Origin of the sequence: Kitasatospora sp. NPDC058046, from assembly GCF_042885595.1 — a bacterium.
Lineage (GTDB): Bacteria > Actinomycetota > Actinomycetes > Streptomycetales > Streptomycetaceae > Kitasatospora.
In genome coordinates this window covers 189150-204735 of the sequence record NZ_JBHVRS010000001.1, presented here as the reverse complement: position 1 = coordinate 204735, position 15586 = coordinate 189150, and the positions used below count along the sequence as shown (strand labels likewise).

The following is a 15586-nucleotide window of genomic DNA, read 5'->3' as shown; positions in this document are numbered from 1 at the left end:
GCCCCCCTCTCAGACCCCCCGCCCCCGCCCCCCCGCCGGGGTGTGCCCCGGGGTGTCCCCACCCCGCGCGGGGCGGGCGGCGGTGGCGGGCCCCCCCGGCCGGGGGGGGGGGGGGGGGCCACGGCATGTCCGGCGGGGGTGGTCGGAGAGCGGACGGTGGCTTGAAAGCGACCCTTGTGGGTAGTTGATCGGACGCATAGCGTGACGGCCTGCCGCATCGCGGTTCCTGCCAGCCCGATGAGAGAGGTGGCTTCGCCATGCCCGAAAACCTCGACTACGCCGAGCCGAGACCTCAAGGCGGGCTACCTCTGTTCTTGGCCAGCGCCCCGGCGTTCACGCCGGACGTGAAGGCCGTCCCTGGCTCGGAGGAGCGGAGCGCCGGAGTTCTCTGCGCCTCCGGGGCGAGGGTTAGGCGGTCGGGCGTTGCCGACTCTCGATGTAGTGGCGTACGACGGTGGGCGGCGCACCACCGCATGAGCCCGCGTAGTAGGAACCGGACCAGAAGCGGCCGCCCCACAGGTAGCGGCGGACGTGGCTGTCGTACTCCTGTCGGAGCCTTCGGGAACTGACGCCTTTCAGGCTGCTGACCAGTGTGGAGAGCTGGATCTCGGGCGGGTAGCGCAACAGCGGATGCACATGATCCTGTTCGTATCGAACTGCTTCGACTCGGCCTCGAAGTCCGCGCATACGTCCCGCATGATTTCTTCGTAGCGGGTCGGCGTGGCGTCCGGAAGGCCCTGCGCCGGCACTTCGTGACGAACCCAAGTGGACGTGCAGGCTGTGGACGACATGGCGGCCGGTGCGCACATCGGGGTTCGGATTCCAGCGCGATGACATGAGCCAAAGCGCTACGGTGGGCATCGTGCAGCTTCGGTATGCCTTCCGCGTGTACCCGAGTGCCGGTCAGCGTTCTTCGCTGGCAAGGTCGTTCGGGTGTGCGCGGGTGGTCTTCAATGACGCGCTCCGCGTCCGTGAGGACGCCCGCGCCGCCGGGCTGCCGTTCGTCACGTCGGCCGAGCTGTCCAAGCGGCTGACGGCCTCGAAGAAGACCCCCGGGCGTGCCTGGCTCGGCGAGGTGTCCTCGGTGATCCTGCAGCAGTCCTTGCGGGACCTGGACACCGCGTACCGGAACTTCTTCGACGGCATCAGGGGCAAACGGCCGAAGGCCGGACCGCCCCGCTTCAAGTCCCGTAGGGACAACCGGCAGGCGATCCGCTTCACCGCCAACGCCGGATGGAGGATCACCGACGGCGGGAAACTGCGCCTGCCGAAGATCGGTGACGTGCGGGTGAAGTGGTCGCGGGCGCTGCCGTCGGTGCCGTCCACGGTGACCGTGGTCCAGGACGCCGCCGGGCGGTACTTCGCCTCCTTCGTGGTCGAGACCGACCCCGCCGCCGACCGTGAGCGAATGCCCGCGGCCGACGCCACGGTCGGCATCGACCTCGGACTGGCCCACTTCGCCGTGCTCTCGGACGGCACGAAGATCGACAGCCCGAAGTTCCTGCGCCGCGCCGAGAAGAAGCTCAAGAAGGCGCAGCGGGTGCTCAGTCGCAAGGTGAAGGGGTCGAAGAACCGGGACAAGGCCCGGGTCAGGGTCGCCCGTGCGCACGCGCGGGTGGCCGATGCGCGGCGCGAGTTCCACCACCGGCTCTCCACCAGGTTGATCCGCGAGAACCAAGCGGTCGCCGTGGAGGACCTGGCGGTGAAGGGACTCGCCCGCACGCGCCTGGCCAAGTCCGTGCATGACGCCGGGTGGTCGGCGTTCGTGACCATGTTGGAGTACAAGGCCGTGCGGTACGGGCGTGCCTTCCACCGGACAGGCCGCTTCGAGCCGACCTCACAGGTGTGCTCGGACTGCGGCGTCAAGGACGGCCCCAAACCCCTCGGTGTCCGGGAGTGGACGTGCGGGGCGTGCGGGGCCGTCCTGGACCGGGACGTCAACGCGGCGGTCAACGTCGCCAAGGCCGCCGGACTGGCGGTATCGGCCTGTGGAGCGCAGGTGAGACCGGTATTCGTTCCGGCGCAGCGCGGTGAAGCAGGAACCCACCCGAAGCCGTACCGGGCAACGGTGCGACAGACGGGAATCACTCGCCTCTAGGCGGGTGAGGATGTCAACAGCGGTACATGGGCTGGTACGGGTACGACAACCCGAAGTTCCCGATCGTCACCCCGTAGCCACACCGTCCGGCCCTTCCGGTCCGACCCGTCGTGGGGGCGGGGCGCGGGAACGGAGGGGGTGCGGCCCCTCGCGCCGGTTCGGGCGCGAGGGGCCTCGCTGTGCGGGAGGTCGGGTGGGCCTCCTGTGTCGGAGGGAAGAGGCCGGAGCGGCCCCTCGGGCGGCCCGTTCGGCGTACGGTCGACGTATGGACGTACGTGCGCGACTGCTCTCGGTCAACGTCGGCAGGCCCCGGCCTAACCCGTGGAAGGAAGAGCTCGGTCTCACCGGCATCGACAAGCGCCCGGTGGACGGCCCGGTCGCGGTGGCCGCGCCGGGCCCCAAGGGGACGGGCGCCGTCGCCCTGGCCGGGGACCGGGTCTACGACGTGAAGAACCACGGCGGCGACGACCAGGCGGTGTACGCCTACGCCCGGGAGGACCTGGACGGCTGGCAGACGGAACTGGGCCGGGACCTGGCCAACGGCTCCTTCGGCGAGAACCTGACCACCACCGGCCTGGACGTGAGCGGCGCTCTGATCGGGGAGCGCTGGCGGATCGGCCCGGACGTCGTCCTGGAGGTGTCCTGCTCGCGCATCCCCTGCGGGACCTTCCAGGGCTGGCTGGCGAGGAAGGGCTGGATCCGGCGCTTCACCGAGGCGGCCCTGCCCGGCGCCTACCTGCGGGTGGTCGAACCGGGCGAGCTGCGCGCGGGGGACGCGGTGGAGGTGGTGCACCGCCCGGACCACGACGTCACGGTGGCCCGGTCGTTCCGCGCGGTGACGACCGAACCGGAGCTGCTGCCGGGCCTGTTGGCGGCGGAGGCGCTCCCGGAGGAGATCAAGGAACTGGTGCGCCGGAGGGTCCGGGTGTAGGGCCGCTTCCTCGAACTCGCACGAGCGGGAGGTCTACCGCGCCCTGGAGGACACTCGCCCTCCGCATCGGTCACATCACCGACCCGCCGACCATCCGGATCACCGCGGCGTCCAACTCCGCCTCCCCGACCTCCTCGACGTCGACATCAGACAAACCCGCCGGCCACAGACCTGAACCAGCGACGTGCGAGAACATGGAGCCAGTCGATGAGTGACGAAGGCCGGCACGATCCACCCGCCGCTGAAAGGATCTCGACGCGGAACGGCGCGCCAGGAGAGACTGGGACACCTGGTCTTGAAGGAGTTGTGATGCAGGTAGCCGTGGTCACCTTCGACGGTTTCAACGAACTCGACAGCTTCATCGCCTCCGCGTTGATCAACCGGTGCCGCAAGGACGGGCTGGAGGCCTTCATCACAACGCCGACGCCGGTGGTCACGTCCATGAACGGCGTCAAGGTGACCGGGCAGCGCCCGATGGAGTTCGTGACCGAGGCCGACGTCGTGCTGATCGGCAGCGGAGTGAAGACACAAGACGTGGTCGCAGACGACCAGCTGATCTCCAGGCTGCGGCTCGACCCGTCGCGACAGCTGATCGGCTCGCAGTGCTCGGGCGCGCTGGTGCTCGCCCGGCTCGGGCTCCTGAAGGACATGCCCGCTTGCACGGATATCAAGAGCCGCCCTTTCGTCGAAGCCTGCGACGTCACCGTGCTGGACGCACCGTTTCACGCCGAGGGGAACATCGCCACGGCGGGCGGCTGCCTGGCATCCCAGTACCTCGCCACCTGGGTCATCACCCGAGTGCTCGGGGAAGACGCCGCGCGCGACGTCATCGGCTACGTCGCCCCGGTCGGTGAGAACCAAGAGACCGTCGAACGCGCCATCCGCGCCGTCCACTCGGGCGAGGCCGCACTGAGCTGAGCTGGCGCCGCGTCAGTCGGCGGCGGTCAGGTACTGGGCGGCATCCGCCCGAACTGGATCAGTGACCTGCGAAGTACGGGGCTGGCGTGGGCGTGCGTGGGCAGCTGGGCTGACACCGGGGGGATCGATGGAGAACGCGCCGGACCACGGCCGGACCGTGCGGAACGGTTCGCTGGCGATGATCGGCCTGGGGGTCCTGCTGTTCGTCCTCAGCCTGGTCTACCTGATACCGCACGACATGGGGGTGACGTCGGATCTGCGCAGCCGCGGCGTCCACGTCCCGGCGGTCGTCACCGAGTGCGTGGAGGTGAGCGGGCCGCAGGACAACCCGGCGGGCAACTCCGAGTGCCGGGTGCGGTTCACGACGGCCGAGGGGGCGGCCGTCGAGACCCGACTCGCCTACGTCACCGGCACCGTCAAGGCCCGTGACACCGTGACGGTGGTGTACGACCCCCGGCACACCGACACCGCCGCCCTCGCTTCGAGCATCGGCTTCTGGGACTCGCTGGTCCGGAACGCGCTCGACGTGGTCGCGCTGGTCGCGTCGGTGGTCATGGTCCTGGTGGGCCTCGCGGTCCACCTCGCGTACCGCTGGCTCACCCGGGCGCGCAGCCGGCCCGGGGTGACGTGATGCCCCCGTGTCCGGGGGCGGCGAGGGGCGCGGAGCGTGGGAAGTCGGGCGGGCCGACTTCCTGTGCTGGAGGGGGTCAGGCGTGGTGGTCGAACTCGCCGGCCTGGGTGGCTCGGAGGAAGGCGGCGAAGGTGGTGGGGGTGGTGTGGAGGGTGAGGTGGCCCTCGTCGGACTCGCGGAGTTCGACCGAGCCGGAGGCGGTTCGGATCTCCACGCATTCGCTACCGTTCCCGCTGTACGAAGACTTCTGCCAGTCGCAGTTGGACATGTCGGCCTCCTGGGTTGGGCAGTTGATGGTACGTCCCTCGCCTGGGGAGGGCGAGGGGGCGTGACGCCGCTCGGGGGTCAGCGGCCGATGCGGGCGAAGGTGAAGGCGGTGGAGCCTTCGAGGACGGGGATGACCTCGATCCTGCTCTGCCGGCCGGGTTCGAGGACGGTCCACGAGGAGCCCTGGGGGGACTTGATCCGGTAGGTGTCCGGGACGCCGTCGACGGGGATCAGCTCCCACTCTGGGGCGTCGCCCTGGTCGAGGAGGAGGGAGACCAGCGGGCCGGCGGGCTGGAGGTCCTCCACGGCGGTCGGGGCGCCCTTGGCGTAGAGCCGGTAGTGGTTGTTGGGATAGGCCTCGACGAGCCAGACGGCGTCCTGGTCGTCGGTGTTGGCGAAGACGGCTTTGGGGGAGAGGTCCAGGGCTTCGTGACGGGCGCGGCCGATCCGGGCGTCGCCGCTCCGGATGGTGTAGAGGCCGGACTCCAACTGGGCCATGGCTGTCATTCCTTCGCGATGCGGGCGAGGTGCAGGACAGTTGTACGTGCTCGGAGGAAGAGGGGGGAGGGGCCTCGGCGTGCCGTCACCTGAACGAGCTACGCCCCCTCTCCCGGGGCGGGCGAGGGGGCGGGCGGCGTGGAGCGTCAGGCGTGGTGGTCGAATTCGCCGACCCGGGTGGCCTGGATGAGGGCGGCGAAGGCGGTAGGCGTGGTGCGGAGGATGAGGTGGCCCTCGTCGGACTCGCGGAGTTCGACTGCCCCGTTGGCCGTACGGACCTCCACGCAGTTCTCGGCGTTGCCGCTGAAGGAGGACTTCTGCCAGTCGGAGTCGGTCATCTTGGGCCTTTCATAGGGTTCGTGCGATCTTGTGGATCAGATCACGAGAGCTGATTTCGCCCAGAGCAACTGATTCGATGCGGTCGAAGATGTACCGGTAGCTGGTTAGCTCGCTGACAGCATCGAGGTATTCGGTGCTCTGGGAAGACTCCCGTTCGATGGTGTCGAGCTCAGGGACAGCACCGAACGCGTACGTGAGGCTTTCGACCGCTCCCGGGAAGGTGTCGATGTCGAAGGGCACGACTCGGACGGTCATCCAGGGCAACTCGGAGTCTTCGAGTAGAGAGGTGAGTTGCTCCTTGAGGATCTGGGTACCGCCGAACCGTGTCCACAGCACCGATTCGTAGATGAAGAAGGTAACCGGCTTTGGATGGCGGCGTAGGTCGGCCTTGCGCTGCATCCTGAACGCGGTACGGAGCTCCAGTTCGTGGCGGGGAAGCGGAGGGATTACGCGTCCGAACACGGAAGAGGCGTAGTTGAGGGTCTGGCAGACACCAGGCATGTGTGTGAGGACCCACAGCATGAACTCGCGAGAGGTCTTCTCCAGCTCCGCGTTTTCGAGGATTCCGTCTGGGACGGTGCCGCGATACTCCTCCCACCAGCCCCGGGATCGATCCAGGACCATGGCTTCCAAGGCATCGATCAAGGGTTCGTTCATGCACTTGCAAGCGGCAGCGAAGGAGCGGAGCCGCTCGGGGCTCACACCGACCTTTGCCGCCTCTATCTGGCTGACCTGAGTCCGGTCGATGCCGAGGGCTCTGCTCAGGGTGGAGGTCGACAGCCCGGCGGCCTCGCGCATCTTCCGGAGTTCGCTACCGATGCGACGTTGACGGACCGTCGGGTTGACTCGTGGCGGCATTGGTCCCTTCCTTGCCGGTGTGTCCCAAGTCTGCCGCGCTGCTGCGCGTGGGGTCCACTTGAGGATGAATCTATCCGGATGTGGGATCACATGTGATTCCACTGGGGTAATGTCAGTGTTACATCGATCCGATGGATCGTCAGTTCTGGCTGTTGTCAAGCCATTTCTTCGCATCCAGGGAGAACTCCCATGCGTCAGATCAACACCCCCACCATCGCGGTCGCGCGGCAGACCCTCCGCAATACCATGACCCGCGTCGGCTGGCCCGCCTCGCCGATCTTCGACGCGCAGCTCGCGCTCTGCGAGCTCCTCGTCAACGCGTGGCGGCACACCGAAACCCCCGCGCCGCTGGTCGAGATCATCTCCGAGGGGGACGTCCTCCGGGTCTCCGTCACGGACGAGAGCCCGGTCCTGCCCTCCAGCCCGCCGCTGTCTCTGCTCGCCGAGTCCGGCCGGGGCCTCCAGCTCGTCGCCGCCCTCACCCACGGCTGGGGTGTCGACCCCCACGAGCGCGCCAAATCCGTCTGGTTCGAGCTGCGGAAGGGCGCCGTCTGATGATCTACCGCCCCGGCCGTCACCCGATGCTGCCGACCGACCCCCGGATCCGCTACTACACCGAGGACCACATCAGCGCCCTCCTGGACGAAGTCGTGGAGCGGGGGCGCGAGTTCGGCCTGATCTTCCCCTCGATCGGCACCGACCGGACCATGGACGGCCGCGTCCTCGTCCGCTTCAACACGGCGCCGGCCTCAACTCTCCTGAACCTCCTCACCCTGCTCCTCGACGCCGAGCGCAGGACCTCGTGCGATACCTGATCGGGACGGCCTTCGCCGTCCTCCTCGCCCTCGCGATCTTCACGGTCGCCCTGGGTGTCGTCACCGCCCTCCGCGCGGCCCCGCCGCCCGACGAGGACGTCTGACCCGCCAGCCCCCGCCGCCCACGCGCCGGGGGCTGCGGCACGATGGACCCCATGCACAGCGACCACTACGCGCCGCCGACCACCCTCCTCGGCCTCCTCCAGCGCGGCCGGGGCCAAGGCGCGCGAATAGCCGCCGAGGATCCGGCGGCGGTCGCCGAACTCGTCCACGGCTGCATCCGCTGGGACTGGCGCTGGGACCGGCAGGTGGACGACCGACACCTCTACTTGGCCCGGCTGATCCTGGACCTGGAGCTCCCGGTCGCCCCGGTGGTGGACTTCCTGTCCGGTGACGAGGACACCCGGGACCGGGCCACCGGCGTGCTGGAGCTGCTGGCACTCGGCGGTTCGGAGGAAGCCCGGCGGGCGCTGCCGGACCGTATCTCCGAGGGAGACGGTCCGGCCCCGCGCCACCCCGCGAAACGCGTGGACCCGTACCCGGACCGGGACAACGCGGCTCTACTCGCCCTGCTGCGCGACCCGGGAGTCGCCGACGGTGCCAAGACGACCGCTCTCCTCGCGCTGTCGCTCCGGCCGCCAGAGCCCGAGCTGATCCCGCTGGTCCCCGCCCTCGCTGCCTCCGACGGCACCCGACCGCTGCCACTGCTGGGTAAGGCCGTCGACCGGCTGGCCGGGCAGGCCGTGCCGGCGGCCCGGGAGTGGGCGGCTTCGGAGCGGGCGTGGCTGGCCGAGATCGGCTTCGGCGTGCTGGCCGCCCACGGTGACGAGAATGACGTGCCGAGCTTGCTCGCCGAGCTGGAGCGGCGGTGGGTGGACCGGTCCTGGTGCGGTCCGGACGATCTCGCGCGCGGTCTCGCCCGCTTCGGGCCGGAGGCCGCCGACGCCGTCTCCCTGCTGCGCCGTTTCTGGCTCTGGACCCCGCACTCGTACGAGCGTGCCGACTACCTGGAGGCGCTGGCGGCGATGGGGGCCGCCGGCATGGCCGAGGCGTACACCGAGTCGCTGTGGGATTGCGAGGCGCGAGCCCGTCTGCTGGGCGTCGAGCACGCCCCCGACCGGCCCGACGTACGCGACCGCCTGGCCCGTCTGCGGGACGATCCGATGGAGGAGCCGGAGGTCCGCGCGGCCGCCGGGGCACGACTTGCCGGGGCCGGTCCAGGCGGACCGGCCGGTCGCCCCGGGGGCTAGAGTGGACGCGTGAACGTGTGAGTGATGGCCCGGGCCCCGCGAGGCGCTCCGGGCCACATCCATTTCCAGGGGAACCCCCTGTGACCTGCACGTTCGCCGGCCAGCCAGATCAGCACCAGAGCCTCCGGAGGCCCCGCCTTGAGCGACCAGCCGTTCGCGCATCTGCACGTCCACACCGAGTACTCGATGCTGGACGGTGCCGCCCGGCTGAAGCAGATGTTCAAGGAGGTCGAGCGCCTCGGTCAGACCCATGTGGCCATGACCGACCACGGCAACATGTACGGCGCCGCCGAGTTCCACCGGCAGGCGACCGACGCGGGCATCACCCCCGTCATCGGCATCGAGGCGTACGTCGCCCCGGAGTCCCGCTCGAACACCAAGCGCATCCTGTGGGGCCAGCCGCACCAGAAGCGGGACGACGTCTCCGCGTCCGGCGCGTACACCCACAAGACCATCTGGGCCCGCAACAAGGAGGGCCTGCACAACCTCTTCAAGCTGACCTCGCGCTCGTACTCCGAGGGCTGGCTGGTGAAGTGGCCCCGGATGGACAAGGAGCTGATCGCCGAGCTGTCCGGCGGCCTGATGGCCACCACCGGCTGCCCCTCCGGCGAGGTGCAGACCCGGCTGCGCCTGGGCCAGTTCGACGAGGCGCTGAAGTCCGCCGCCGACTACCAGGACATCTTCGGCAAGGAGAACTACTTCCTGGAGCTGATGGACCACGGCCTCGACATCGAGAAGCGGGTCCGCGACGGGCTGCTGGAGATCAGCAGGAAGCTGGACATCCCGCCGGTCGTCACCAACGACTCGCACTACACCACCGAGGCCGACGCCGGGGCGCACGACCTGCTGCTCTGCGTCCAGACCGGCAAGAACCTCTCGGACCCGGACCGCTTCCGCTTCGACGGCACCGGCTACTACATCAAGTCGGCCGCCGAGATGTACGCCCTCGACTCCTCGGACGCCTGGCAGGAGGGCTGCCGCAACAGCCAACTCCTCGTCGCCTCCCGGGTCGACACCGAGGGCATGTTCAAGTTCAAGAACCTCATGCCGCGCTTCCCGATCCCGGAGGGCTTCGAGTCCGAGGCGGACTTCTTCAAGTCCCAGGTGTGGAAGGGCATGGACTGGCGCTTCCCGAACGGGTACGACGAGGAGCACAAGAAGCTCGCCGAGTACGAGATGGACACCATCATCCAGATGGGGTTCCCGGCGTACTTCCTCGTGGTCGCCGACTTCATCATGTGGGCCAAGAGCCAGGGCATCGCGGTCGGCCCGGGCCGTGGTTCGGCGGCCGGTTCGCTGGTCGCGTACGCGATGGGCATCACCGACCTCGACCCCATCCCGCACGGCCTGATCTTCGAGCGCTTCCTCAACCCCGAGCGCATCTCGATGCCCGATGTCGACATCGACTTCGACGAGCGCCGGCGCGGTGACGTGATCCGCTACGTGACCGAGAAGTGGGGATCCGACAAGGTCGCCATGATCGTCACGTACGGCACCATCAAGGCGAAGGCCGCCATCAAGGACTCCTCGCGGGTCCTCGGCTACCCGTACGCGATGGGCGACCGGATCACCAAGGCGATGCCGCCGGACGTGATGGGCAAGGGCATCCCGCTCTCCGGCATCACCGACTCCTCGCACCCCCGCTACAGCGAGGCCGGCGAGATCCGCGGGCTGTACGAGAACGACCCGGACGTCCGGAAGGTCATCGACACCGCGCGCGGCATCGAGGGCCTGATCCGTCAGCCCGGCGTGCACGCCGCCGGCGTCATCATGTCCGCCGAGCCGCTGACCGACCACATCCCGGTCTGGACCCGGCACACCGACGGCGTCACCATCACGCAGTTCGACTATCCGACTTGTGAGGGCCTCGGCCTCCTCAAGATGGACTTCCTCGGCCTGCGCAACCTGACGATCATGGACGACGCCGTCAAGGCGATCGAGAAGAACAAGGGCGTCAAGATCAACCTGCTTGATCTGCCCCTGGACGACAAGCCGACCTACGAACTCCTCGCCCGCGGCGACACGCTCGGCGTCTTCCAGCTCGACGGCGGCCCCATGCGCTCGCTGCTGCGCCTGATGAAGCCCGACAACTTCGAGGACATCTCCGCCGTCCTGGCGCTGTACCGGCCCGGCCCGATGGGCGTCAACTCCCACACCAACTACGCGCTGCGCAAGAACGGCCAGCAGGAGATCACCCCGATCCACCCGGAGCTGGAGAAGCCCCTGGAGGAGGTGCTCCGGCCGACGTACGGCCTGATCGTCTACCAGGAGCAGGTGCAGAAGGCCGCGCAGATCCTGGCCGGCTACTCGCTCGGCCAGGCCGACCTGCTGCGCCGCGCCATGGGCAAGAAGAAGAAGGAGATCCTGGAGGCGGAGTTCGTCCCCTTCCAGAAGGGCTGCCGCGAGCGCGGCTACTCCGACGCGGCCATCCAGGCCGTGTGGGACGTCCTCGTCCCCTTCTCCGGCTACGCGTTCAACAAAGCGCACACCGCCGGCTACGGGCTGGTCTCGTACTGGACCGCCTACCTCAAGGCCAACTACCCGGCCGAGTACATGTCCGGGCTGCTCACCTCCGTCAAGGACGACAAGGACAAGTCCGCGGTCTACCTCAACGAGTGCCGCAAGATGGGCATCCAGGTGCTGCCGCCGGACGTCAACGAGTCGGACTCGGACTTCACCCCGCACGGTGACACCCTGGTCCGGTTCGGCCTGACCGCCATCCGCAACGTCGGCGGGCCGGTCGTCGACTCGATGATCCGGACCCGGAAGGCGAAGGGGAAGTTCGCGTCCTTCCCCGACTTCCTGGACAAGGTGGAGTCGGTGGTCTGCAACAAGCGGACCGTCGAATCGCTGATCAAGGCCGGCGCCTTCGACTCGCTCGGCCACACCCGCAAGGGCCTGAGCGCCCAGTTCGAGCCGATGATCGACAACGTCGTCGACGTGAAGCGCAAGCAGGCGGTCGGACAGTACGACCTCTTCGGCGGCGACACCGCCTCCGAGGAGCCGAGCTTCGGACTGGACGTCGTCTTCTCCGAGGAGGAGTGGGAGAAGTCCTTCCTGCTCACCCAGGAGCGGGAGATGCTCGGCCTGTACGTCTCCTCGCACCCGCTGCACGGCATCGAGCACGTGCTCGCCGACAAGGCGGACTGCGCGGTGGCCGACCTCGCGGAGCGGCCGGACGGGACGATCGTCACCATCGGCGGCATCATCTCGGGCCTCCAGCGGAAGATGACCAAGCAGGGCAACGCCTGGGCGATCGCGACCGTCGAGGACCTGGCCGGCTCCATCGACTGCATGTTCTTCCCGGCCAGCTACCAGCTGGTCTCCTCGCAGCTGGCCGAGGACGCCGTCGTCTTCGTGCGCGGCAAGCTGGACAAGCGGGAGGACGTGCCGCGGCTGATGGGGATGGAGCTGTCCGTCCCCGACCTGTCGAACGCGCACGCCGAGGCGCCGATCACCATCCTCATCCCGAGCGCGAAGGTCACCCCGCCGCTGGTGGCCCGGCTCGGCGAGGTGCTCGGGAGCCACCGGGGCACCACCGAGGTGCGGGTGCGGCTGGAGGGCCGCGACAAGACCACGGTGCTGCGGCTCGACCGGCACCGGGTGAAGTCCGACCCGGCGCTGTTCGGGGACCTGAAGCAGCTGCTCGGGCCGAGCTGCCTGGCGGGCTAGGACGGAGACGGAAGGCCCGGGGCGTTCGCTGCGGCGGACACCCGGGCCTTTCGCGTACGGGGGAGGGGCCCGTCTCAGGTGCCGCCGCCGAGGCCCGGGGGGACCGCCGTGTGCAGCGCCGAGACGAAGGCGGAGATGGCCGGGTGGGAGCCGGCGCCGGCGCGGAACGCGGCCCGGGTGCGGCGGTACATCGGCAGGCGGGTGAGGACGACGCCGGGCGGGAGGCCGGCCGTGCCCAGCTGGGGGACCAGGGCGACGCCCTGGCCGGCCGCCACCAGGGCCAGCACGGTGGTGAAGTCGTCGATCTGGTGCCGGATGCGGGGCGCGAAGCCCGCCGCCTCGCAGGCGCGGACGGCCATGGTGTGGCAGAGCGTGCCGGGCGAGGACATGATCCACGGCGCGCCGCGCTGCTCGGCGACGGTGCCCGGGACGCGGGCGGCCAGGTACATGGGCTCGGTGAAGACCGGGCGGGTCACCGCGAGGCCCGGCTCCGGGTCGGTCGGGACGAGGTCGTACTCGTGCACCAGCGCCACGTCCAGCTCGCCCGCCCGAAGCGCCGCGCCGACGGCCGCCGGGTCCACCTCGGTGACCATCGGCTCCAGCCCCGGGTGCCAGCCGGCCAGCTCCGCGAGCACCGCCGGGATGATCGCCCGGGCCGCCGAGGGGTAGGTGCCGATCCGCAGCGGACCGGCCAACCCCCGCTTGGCGTGGGCGAGTTCGGCACCGGCCTGCTCCAGCAGGGCGAGCACCGCCTCGGCGTGCCGGACGAGGTTGCGCCCCGCCGGGGTGAGGGTGACCCGCCGCCCGGTGCGCTCCAGCAGCGGGACGCCCGCCTCCTTCTCCAGGACGGACAGCTGCTGGGACACCGCCGAGGGGCTGAAGGAGAGCGCCTCGGCGACGGCCGCGATGGTGCCGAGGTGGGCGAGTTCGCGCAGCAGGCGCAGGCGTCGGACGTCCAGCATCCGTCCAGGCTAGCCGAGCATCGGCTGAGCTTACGAGAAGCGTCGGAAATGTGAACTGGACCTGGGCGATCAGCGGGCCGCAGGATCGTGGACATGGAACTCAAGGGCATCCACGTCCCCCTGATCACCCCGTTCGCCGCCGACGGCTCCGTCGCCCTCGACGCGCTGGAGAAGCTCGCGCACGAGGTCCTGGACGCCGGGGCGGCCGGGCTGGTCGCCCTCGGCACCACCGGCGAGCCGGCCGCGCTGACCGCGGGGGAGCGGGACGCGGTGGTCGACGTCGCCGCGGCCGCCTGCGCCGCGCGGGGGGCCCAGCTGACCGTCGGCGCCTCCGGCGGCGACACCCGGACCGTCGGCGAGGCGCTGGCCGCGCTCGGCGCGCGGGTGCCGGGGGCGGCGGCGCTGGTCACCACGCCGTCCTTCGTCCGGGCCGGCGAGGCCGGGACGGTCGCGCACTTCCGGGCGCTGGCCGCGAGCAGCCCGCTGCCGCTGGTCGTCTACCACATCCCGTACCGCACCGGGCAGCAGCTCTCCACCGCCGCGCTGCGCGAACTCGCCGCGATCGAGGGCGTGGTGGGCGTCAAGTACGCGACCGGCGGGCTGGACCAGACGGCCGCCGAGCTGCTCGCCGACGCCCCCGAGGGGTTCGCCTTCCTCACCGGCGAGGACGCCTTCCTCTCGCCGATGCTGGCGCTCGGCGCGGCCGGCGGCATCCTCGCCTCCGCGCACCTGGCGACCGCCCGGTTCGTCGAGCTGACGGAGGCCTGGCAGGCCGGGGACGTGGCGCGGGCCCGGGCGCTCGGGCACCGGCTGACCGGGCTGGCGCTGTCCGCCTTCACGGCGCCGAACCCGACGGTGACCAAGGGCGTGCTGCACGCCCAGGGCCGGATCCCGACCCCGGACGTGCGGCTGCCGCTGCTGCCGGCCGGGCGGGCCGAGGTGGAGGCGGCGCTGGCCCTCGCCAGTGGTCTGGACCACTAGCGCACTCTCACGTCGTGGAACGCCAGGTCGTACGACGCCCGTGACAAGGCATGATGGGCGGAGTGCGGCTGTGAACAGCACCTTTCAGAGGAGTAGTCGGAGATGAAGATCGGCATTGTCGGTGCCACCGGCCAGGTCGGCGGCGTGGTCCGCGAGATCCTGGCGGAGCGCAACGTTCCGGTGGAGCAGCTGCGGCTGTTCGCCTCGGCCCGCTCGGCCGGGCGCACGCTGCCCTGGCAGGGCACCGAGGTCACCGTCGAGGACGCGGCCACGGCCGACTACACCGGCCTGGACATCGTGATCTTCTCGGCGGGCGGCTCGACCTCCAAGGCCCTGGCCCCCAAGGTCGCCGCGGCCGGTGCCGTCGTGATCGACAACTCCTCCGCCTGGCGCCGCGACCCCGAGGTCCCGCTGGTCGTCTCCGAGGTCAACCCGGAGGCCGTCGCGGACCGCCCCAAGGGCATCATCGCCAACCCGAACTGCACCACCATGGCCGCCATGCCCGTGCTGCGCCCGCTGCACGAGGAGGCCGGCCTGGCCGCGCTCGTCGTCTCCACCTACCAGGCCGTCTCCGGCAGCGGTGTGGCCGGCGTCGCGGAGCTCCAGGACCAGGCCGCCAAGGTCGTGGAGCTCGGCGCCGCCGCGCTCGCCCACGACGGCGCCGCCGTCGAGTTCCCGGAGCCCAAGGTCTACCAGCGGCCGATCGCCTTCAACGTGGTGCCGCTGGCCGGCTCCCTCGTGGACGACGGCTCCAACGAGACCGACGAGGAGCAGAAGCTCCGCCACGAGAGCCGCAAGATCCTCGGCATCCCGGAGCTGAAGGTCGCCGGCACCTGCGTGCGCGTCCCGGTCTTCTCCGGCCACTCGCTGCAGATCAACGCCCGCTTCGAGCGCCCGATCAGCCCCGAGCGGGCCGTCGAGCTGCTCACCGGCGCCCCCGGCGTCGAGCTGTCCGACATCCCCACCCCGCTCCAGGCCGCCGGCCAGGACCCGAGCTACGTCGGCCGCATCCGGGTGGACGAGACGGTGGACAACGGCCTGTCGCTGTTCGTCTCGAACGACAACCTGCGCAAGGGCGCCGCGCTGAACGCGGTCCAGCTGGCCGAGCTGGTCGCCGCCGAGCTCGAGGGCTGAGCGCCCCTGAGCTCAAGGGCTGAGCACCTCCGGGTGAACCCCATCGGCTGAGCGCCACCGGGGTGAAGCACCGGCCGGGACATTGGCCGGACCACCGCCGCGTGACCTCGGGCGGGCCCCGTCGTTGTACGGGGCCCGCCTTCGCTTTTGTTTGCTCCTCGTTGGGACGGCCGTTGCGCTACCGGGACAACCGGCGAGGTTCGGCAGGCGAACCGCGGGTAAAAGGTGACCC

The 15586-nt window shown here is 70.1% G+C and carries 16 protein-coding genes and 1 pseudogene; 10 read left to right on the top strand and 7 right to left on the bottom strand.

Features of this window, described 5'->3' with window-relative positions; all coding sequences use genetic code 11:
• Positions 1-408: 408 nt before the first annotated feature.
• Positions 409-837, bottom strand: a pseudogene (tnpA, locus tag ACFVU7_RS00970) (IS200/IS605 family transposase).
• A 25-nt stretch (positions 838-862) separates the two neighbouring features.
• Between tnpA and ACFVU7_RS00965 the strand changes: the two are divergent.
• Both ACFVU7_RS00965 and ACFVU7_RS00960 read left to right on the top strand, forming a co-directional pair.
• The gene (locus ACFVU7_RS00965; protein WP_388044164.1) at positions 863-2098 is read left to right on the top strand and encodes an RNA-guided endonuclease InsQ/TnpB family protein; all 1236 of its coding nucleotides are present in this window, start codon (positions 863-865) and stop codon (positions 2096-2098) included.
• 265 nt (positions 2099-2363) lie between these two features.
• Positions 2364-3029: an MOSC domain-containing protein gene (locus ACFVU7_RS00960; protein WP_049649539.1), complete on the top strand. Its 666-nt coding sequence runs from the start codon at positions 2364-2366 to the stop codon at positions 3027-3029.
• Positions 3030-3099: 70 nt separating this feature from the next.
• Here the strand turns inward: ACFVU7_RS00960 and ACFVU7_RS00955 are convergent, their stop codons facing one another.
• Complete coding sequence (locus ACFVU7_RS00955) at positions 3100-3225, bottom strand: hypothetical protein (RefSeq protein ID WP_255357394.1); 126 nt, start codon at positions 3223-3225, stop codon at positions 3100-3102.
• A 113-nt stretch (positions 3226-3338) separates the two neighbouring features.
• Between ACFVU7_RS00955 and ACFVU7_RS00950 the strand changes: the two genes are divergently transcribed.
• Entirely contained in the window at positions 3339-3947 is a 609-nt protein-coding gene (locus tag ACFVU7_RS00950; protein ID WP_049649540.1) for a DJ-1/PfpI family protein, read from the top strand.
• 127 nt (positions 3948-4074) lie between these two features.
• Positions 4075-4578 (top strand): DUF3592 domain-containing protein, encoded by a 504-nt coding sequence (locus ACFVU7_RS00945; RefSeq protein ID WP_388043650.1) that lies wholly within the window; start codon positions 4075-4077, stop codon positions 4576-4578.
• A gap of 76 nt (positions 4579-4654) precedes the next feature.
• On the opposite strand, the gene ACFVU7_RS00940 is transcribed toward ACFVU7_RS00945, so the two are convergent.
• The 4 genes from ACFVU7_RS00940 to ACFVU7_RS00925 all read right to left on the bottom strand — a co-directional run bounded on the left by ACFVU7_RS00940 (position 4655) and on the right by ACFVU7_RS00925 (position 6540).
• The gene (locus tag ACFVU7_RS00940) at positions 4655-4846 is read right to left on the bottom strand and encodes a DUF397 domain-containing protein (protein WP_388043647.1); all 192 of its coding nucleotides are present in this window, start codon (positions 4844-4846) and stop codon (positions 4655-4657) included.
• Between the two features lie 77 nt (positions 4847-4923).
• Positions 4924-5343, bottom strand: coding sequence for an I66 family serine proteinase inhibitor (locus ACFVU7_RS00935; protein ID WP_388043646.1), 420 nt, complete (start codon positions 5341-5343; stop codon positions 4924-4926).
• Between the two features lie 146 nt (positions 5344-5489).
• Positions 5490-5681 carry a DUF397 domain-containing protein gene (locus ACFVU7_RS00930; RefSeq protein ID WP_049649545.1) on the bottom strand — a complete coding sequence of 64 codons (192 nt, stop codon included), beginning with the start codon at positions 5679-5681 and terminating at the stop codon, positions 5490-5492.
• A 10-nt stretch (positions 5682-5691) separates the two neighbouring features.
• A complete protein-coding gene (locus tag ACFVU7_RS00925) occupies positions 5692-6540 on the bottom strand; it encodes a helix-turn-helix transcriptional regulator (protein WP_063780041.1) in 849 nt (282 codons plus the stop codon).
• 189 nt (positions 6541-6729) lie between these two features.
• Here ACFVU7_RS00925 and ACFVU7_RS00920 point away from each other — a divergent pair, with 189 nt between their 5' ends.
• The 4 genes from ACFVU7_RS00920 to dnaE all read left to right on the top strand — a co-directional run bounded on the left by ACFVU7_RS00920 (position 6730) and on the right by dnaE (position 12277).
• Positions 6730-7095: an ATP-binding protein gene (locus tag ACFVU7_RS00920; RefSeq protein ID WP_388043644.1), complete on the top strand. Its 366-nt coding sequence runs from the start codon at positions 6730-6732 to the stop codon at positions 7093-7095.
• Entirely contained in the window at positions 7095-7355 is a 261-nt protein-coding gene (locus ACFVU7_RS00915) for a hypothetical protein (RefSeq protein WP_049649547.1), read from the top strand. The genes ACFVU7_RS00920 and ACFVU7_RS00915 overlap by 1 nt, the downstream gene beginning before the upstream one ends.
• Positions 7356-7510: 155 nt before the next feature.
• Entirely contained in the window at positions 7511-8605 is a 1095-nt protein-coding gene (locus ACFVU7_RS00910; RefSeq protein WP_388043643.1) for a hypothetical protein, read from the top strand.
• A 138-nt stretch (positions 8606-8743) separates the two neighbouring features.
• A complete protein-coding gene (gene dnaE, locus ACFVU7_RS00905; RefSeq protein ID WP_049649549.1) occupies positions 8744-12277 on the top strand; it encodes a DNA polymerase III subunit alpha in 3534 nt (1177 codons plus the stop codon).
• Between the two features lie 74 nt (positions 12278-12351).
• Here dnaE and ACFVU7_RS00900 read toward each other — a convergent pair whose 3' ends face one another.
• Complete coding sequence (locus ACFVU7_RS00900) at positions 12352-13239, bottom strand: LysR family transcriptional regulator (protein ID WP_049649550.1); 888 nt, start codon at positions 13237-13239, stop codon at positions 12352-12354.
• A 93-nt stretch (positions 13240-13332) separates the two neighbouring features.
• Between ACFVU7_RS00900 and ACFVU7_RS00895 the strand changes: the two genes are divergently transcribed.
• Entirely contained in the window at positions 13333-14220 is an 888-nt protein-coding gene (locus tag ACFVU7_RS00895; RefSeq protein WP_117487416.1) for a dihydrodipicolinate synthase family protein, read from the top strand.
• A gap of 102 nt (positions 14221-14322) precedes the next feature.
• Positions 14323-15354 carry an aspartate-semialdehyde dehydrogenase gene (locus tag ACFVU7_RS00890; protein WP_388043641.1) on the top strand — a complete coding sequence of 344 codons (1032 nt, stop codon included), beginning with the start codon at positions 14323-14325 and terminating at the stop codon, positions 15352-15354.
• Positions 15355-15586: the final 232 nt, after the last annotated feature.

Coding starts and splice junctions, on each gene's coding strand:
- ACFVU7_RS00930 (WP_049649545.1), bottom strand. CDS start 5,681: ATGACCGACTCCGACTGGCAGAAGTCCTCCTTCAGCGGCAACGCCGAG.
- ACFVU7_RS00925 (WP_063780041.1), bottom strand. CDS start 6,540: ATGCCGCCACGAGTCAACCCGACGGTCCGTCAACGTCGCATCGGTAGC.
- ACFVU7_RS00920 (WP_388043644.1), top strand. CDS start 6,730: ATGCGTCAGATCAACACCCCCACCATCGCGGTCGCGCGGCAGACCCTC.
- ACFVU7_RS00935 (WP_388043646.1), bottom strand. CDS start 5,343: ATGGCCCAGTTGGAGTCCGGCCTCTACACCATCCGGAGCGGCGACGCC.
- ACFVU7_RS00955 (WP_255357394.1), bottom strand. CDS start 3,225: ATGTTCTCGCACGTCGCTGGTTCAGGTCTGTGGCCGGCGGGTTTGTCT.
- ACFVU7_RS00945 (WP_388043650.1), top strand. CDS start 4,075: ATGGAGAACGCGCCGGACCACGGCCGGACCGTGCGGAACGGTTCGCTG.
- ACFVU7_RS00895 (WP_117487416.1), top strand. CDS start 13,333: ATGGAACTCAAGGGCATCCACGTCCCCCTGATCACCCCGTTCGCCGCC.
- ACFVU7_RS00900 (WP_049649550.1), bottom strand. CDS start 13,239: ATGCTGGACGTCCGACGCCTGCGCCTGCTGCGCGAACTCGCCCACCTC.
- ACFVU7_RS00950 (WP_049649540.1), top strand. CDS start 3,339: ATGCAGGTAGCCGTGGTCACCTTCGACGGTTTCAACGAACTCGACAGC.
- ACFVU7_RS00910 (WP_388043643.1), top strand. CDS start 7,511: ATGCACAGCGACCACTACGCGCCGCCGACCACCCTCCTCGGCCTCCTC.
- ACFVU7_RS00890 (WP_388043641.1), top strand. CDS start 14,323: ATGAAGATCGGCATTGTCGGTGCCACCGGCCAGGTCGGCGGCGTGGTC.
- ACFVU7_RS00960 (WP_049649539.1), top strand. CDS start 2,364: ATGGACGTACGTGCGCGACTGCTCTCGGTCAACGTCGGCAGGCCCCGG.
- ACFVU7_RS00940 (WP_388043647.1), bottom strand. CDS start 4,846: ATGTCCAACTGCGACTGGCAGAAGTCTTCGTACAGCGGGAACGGTAGC.
- ACFVU7_RS00915 (WP_049649547.1), top strand. CDS start 7,095: ATGATCTACCGCCCCGGCCGTCACCCGATGCTGCCGACCGACCCCCGG.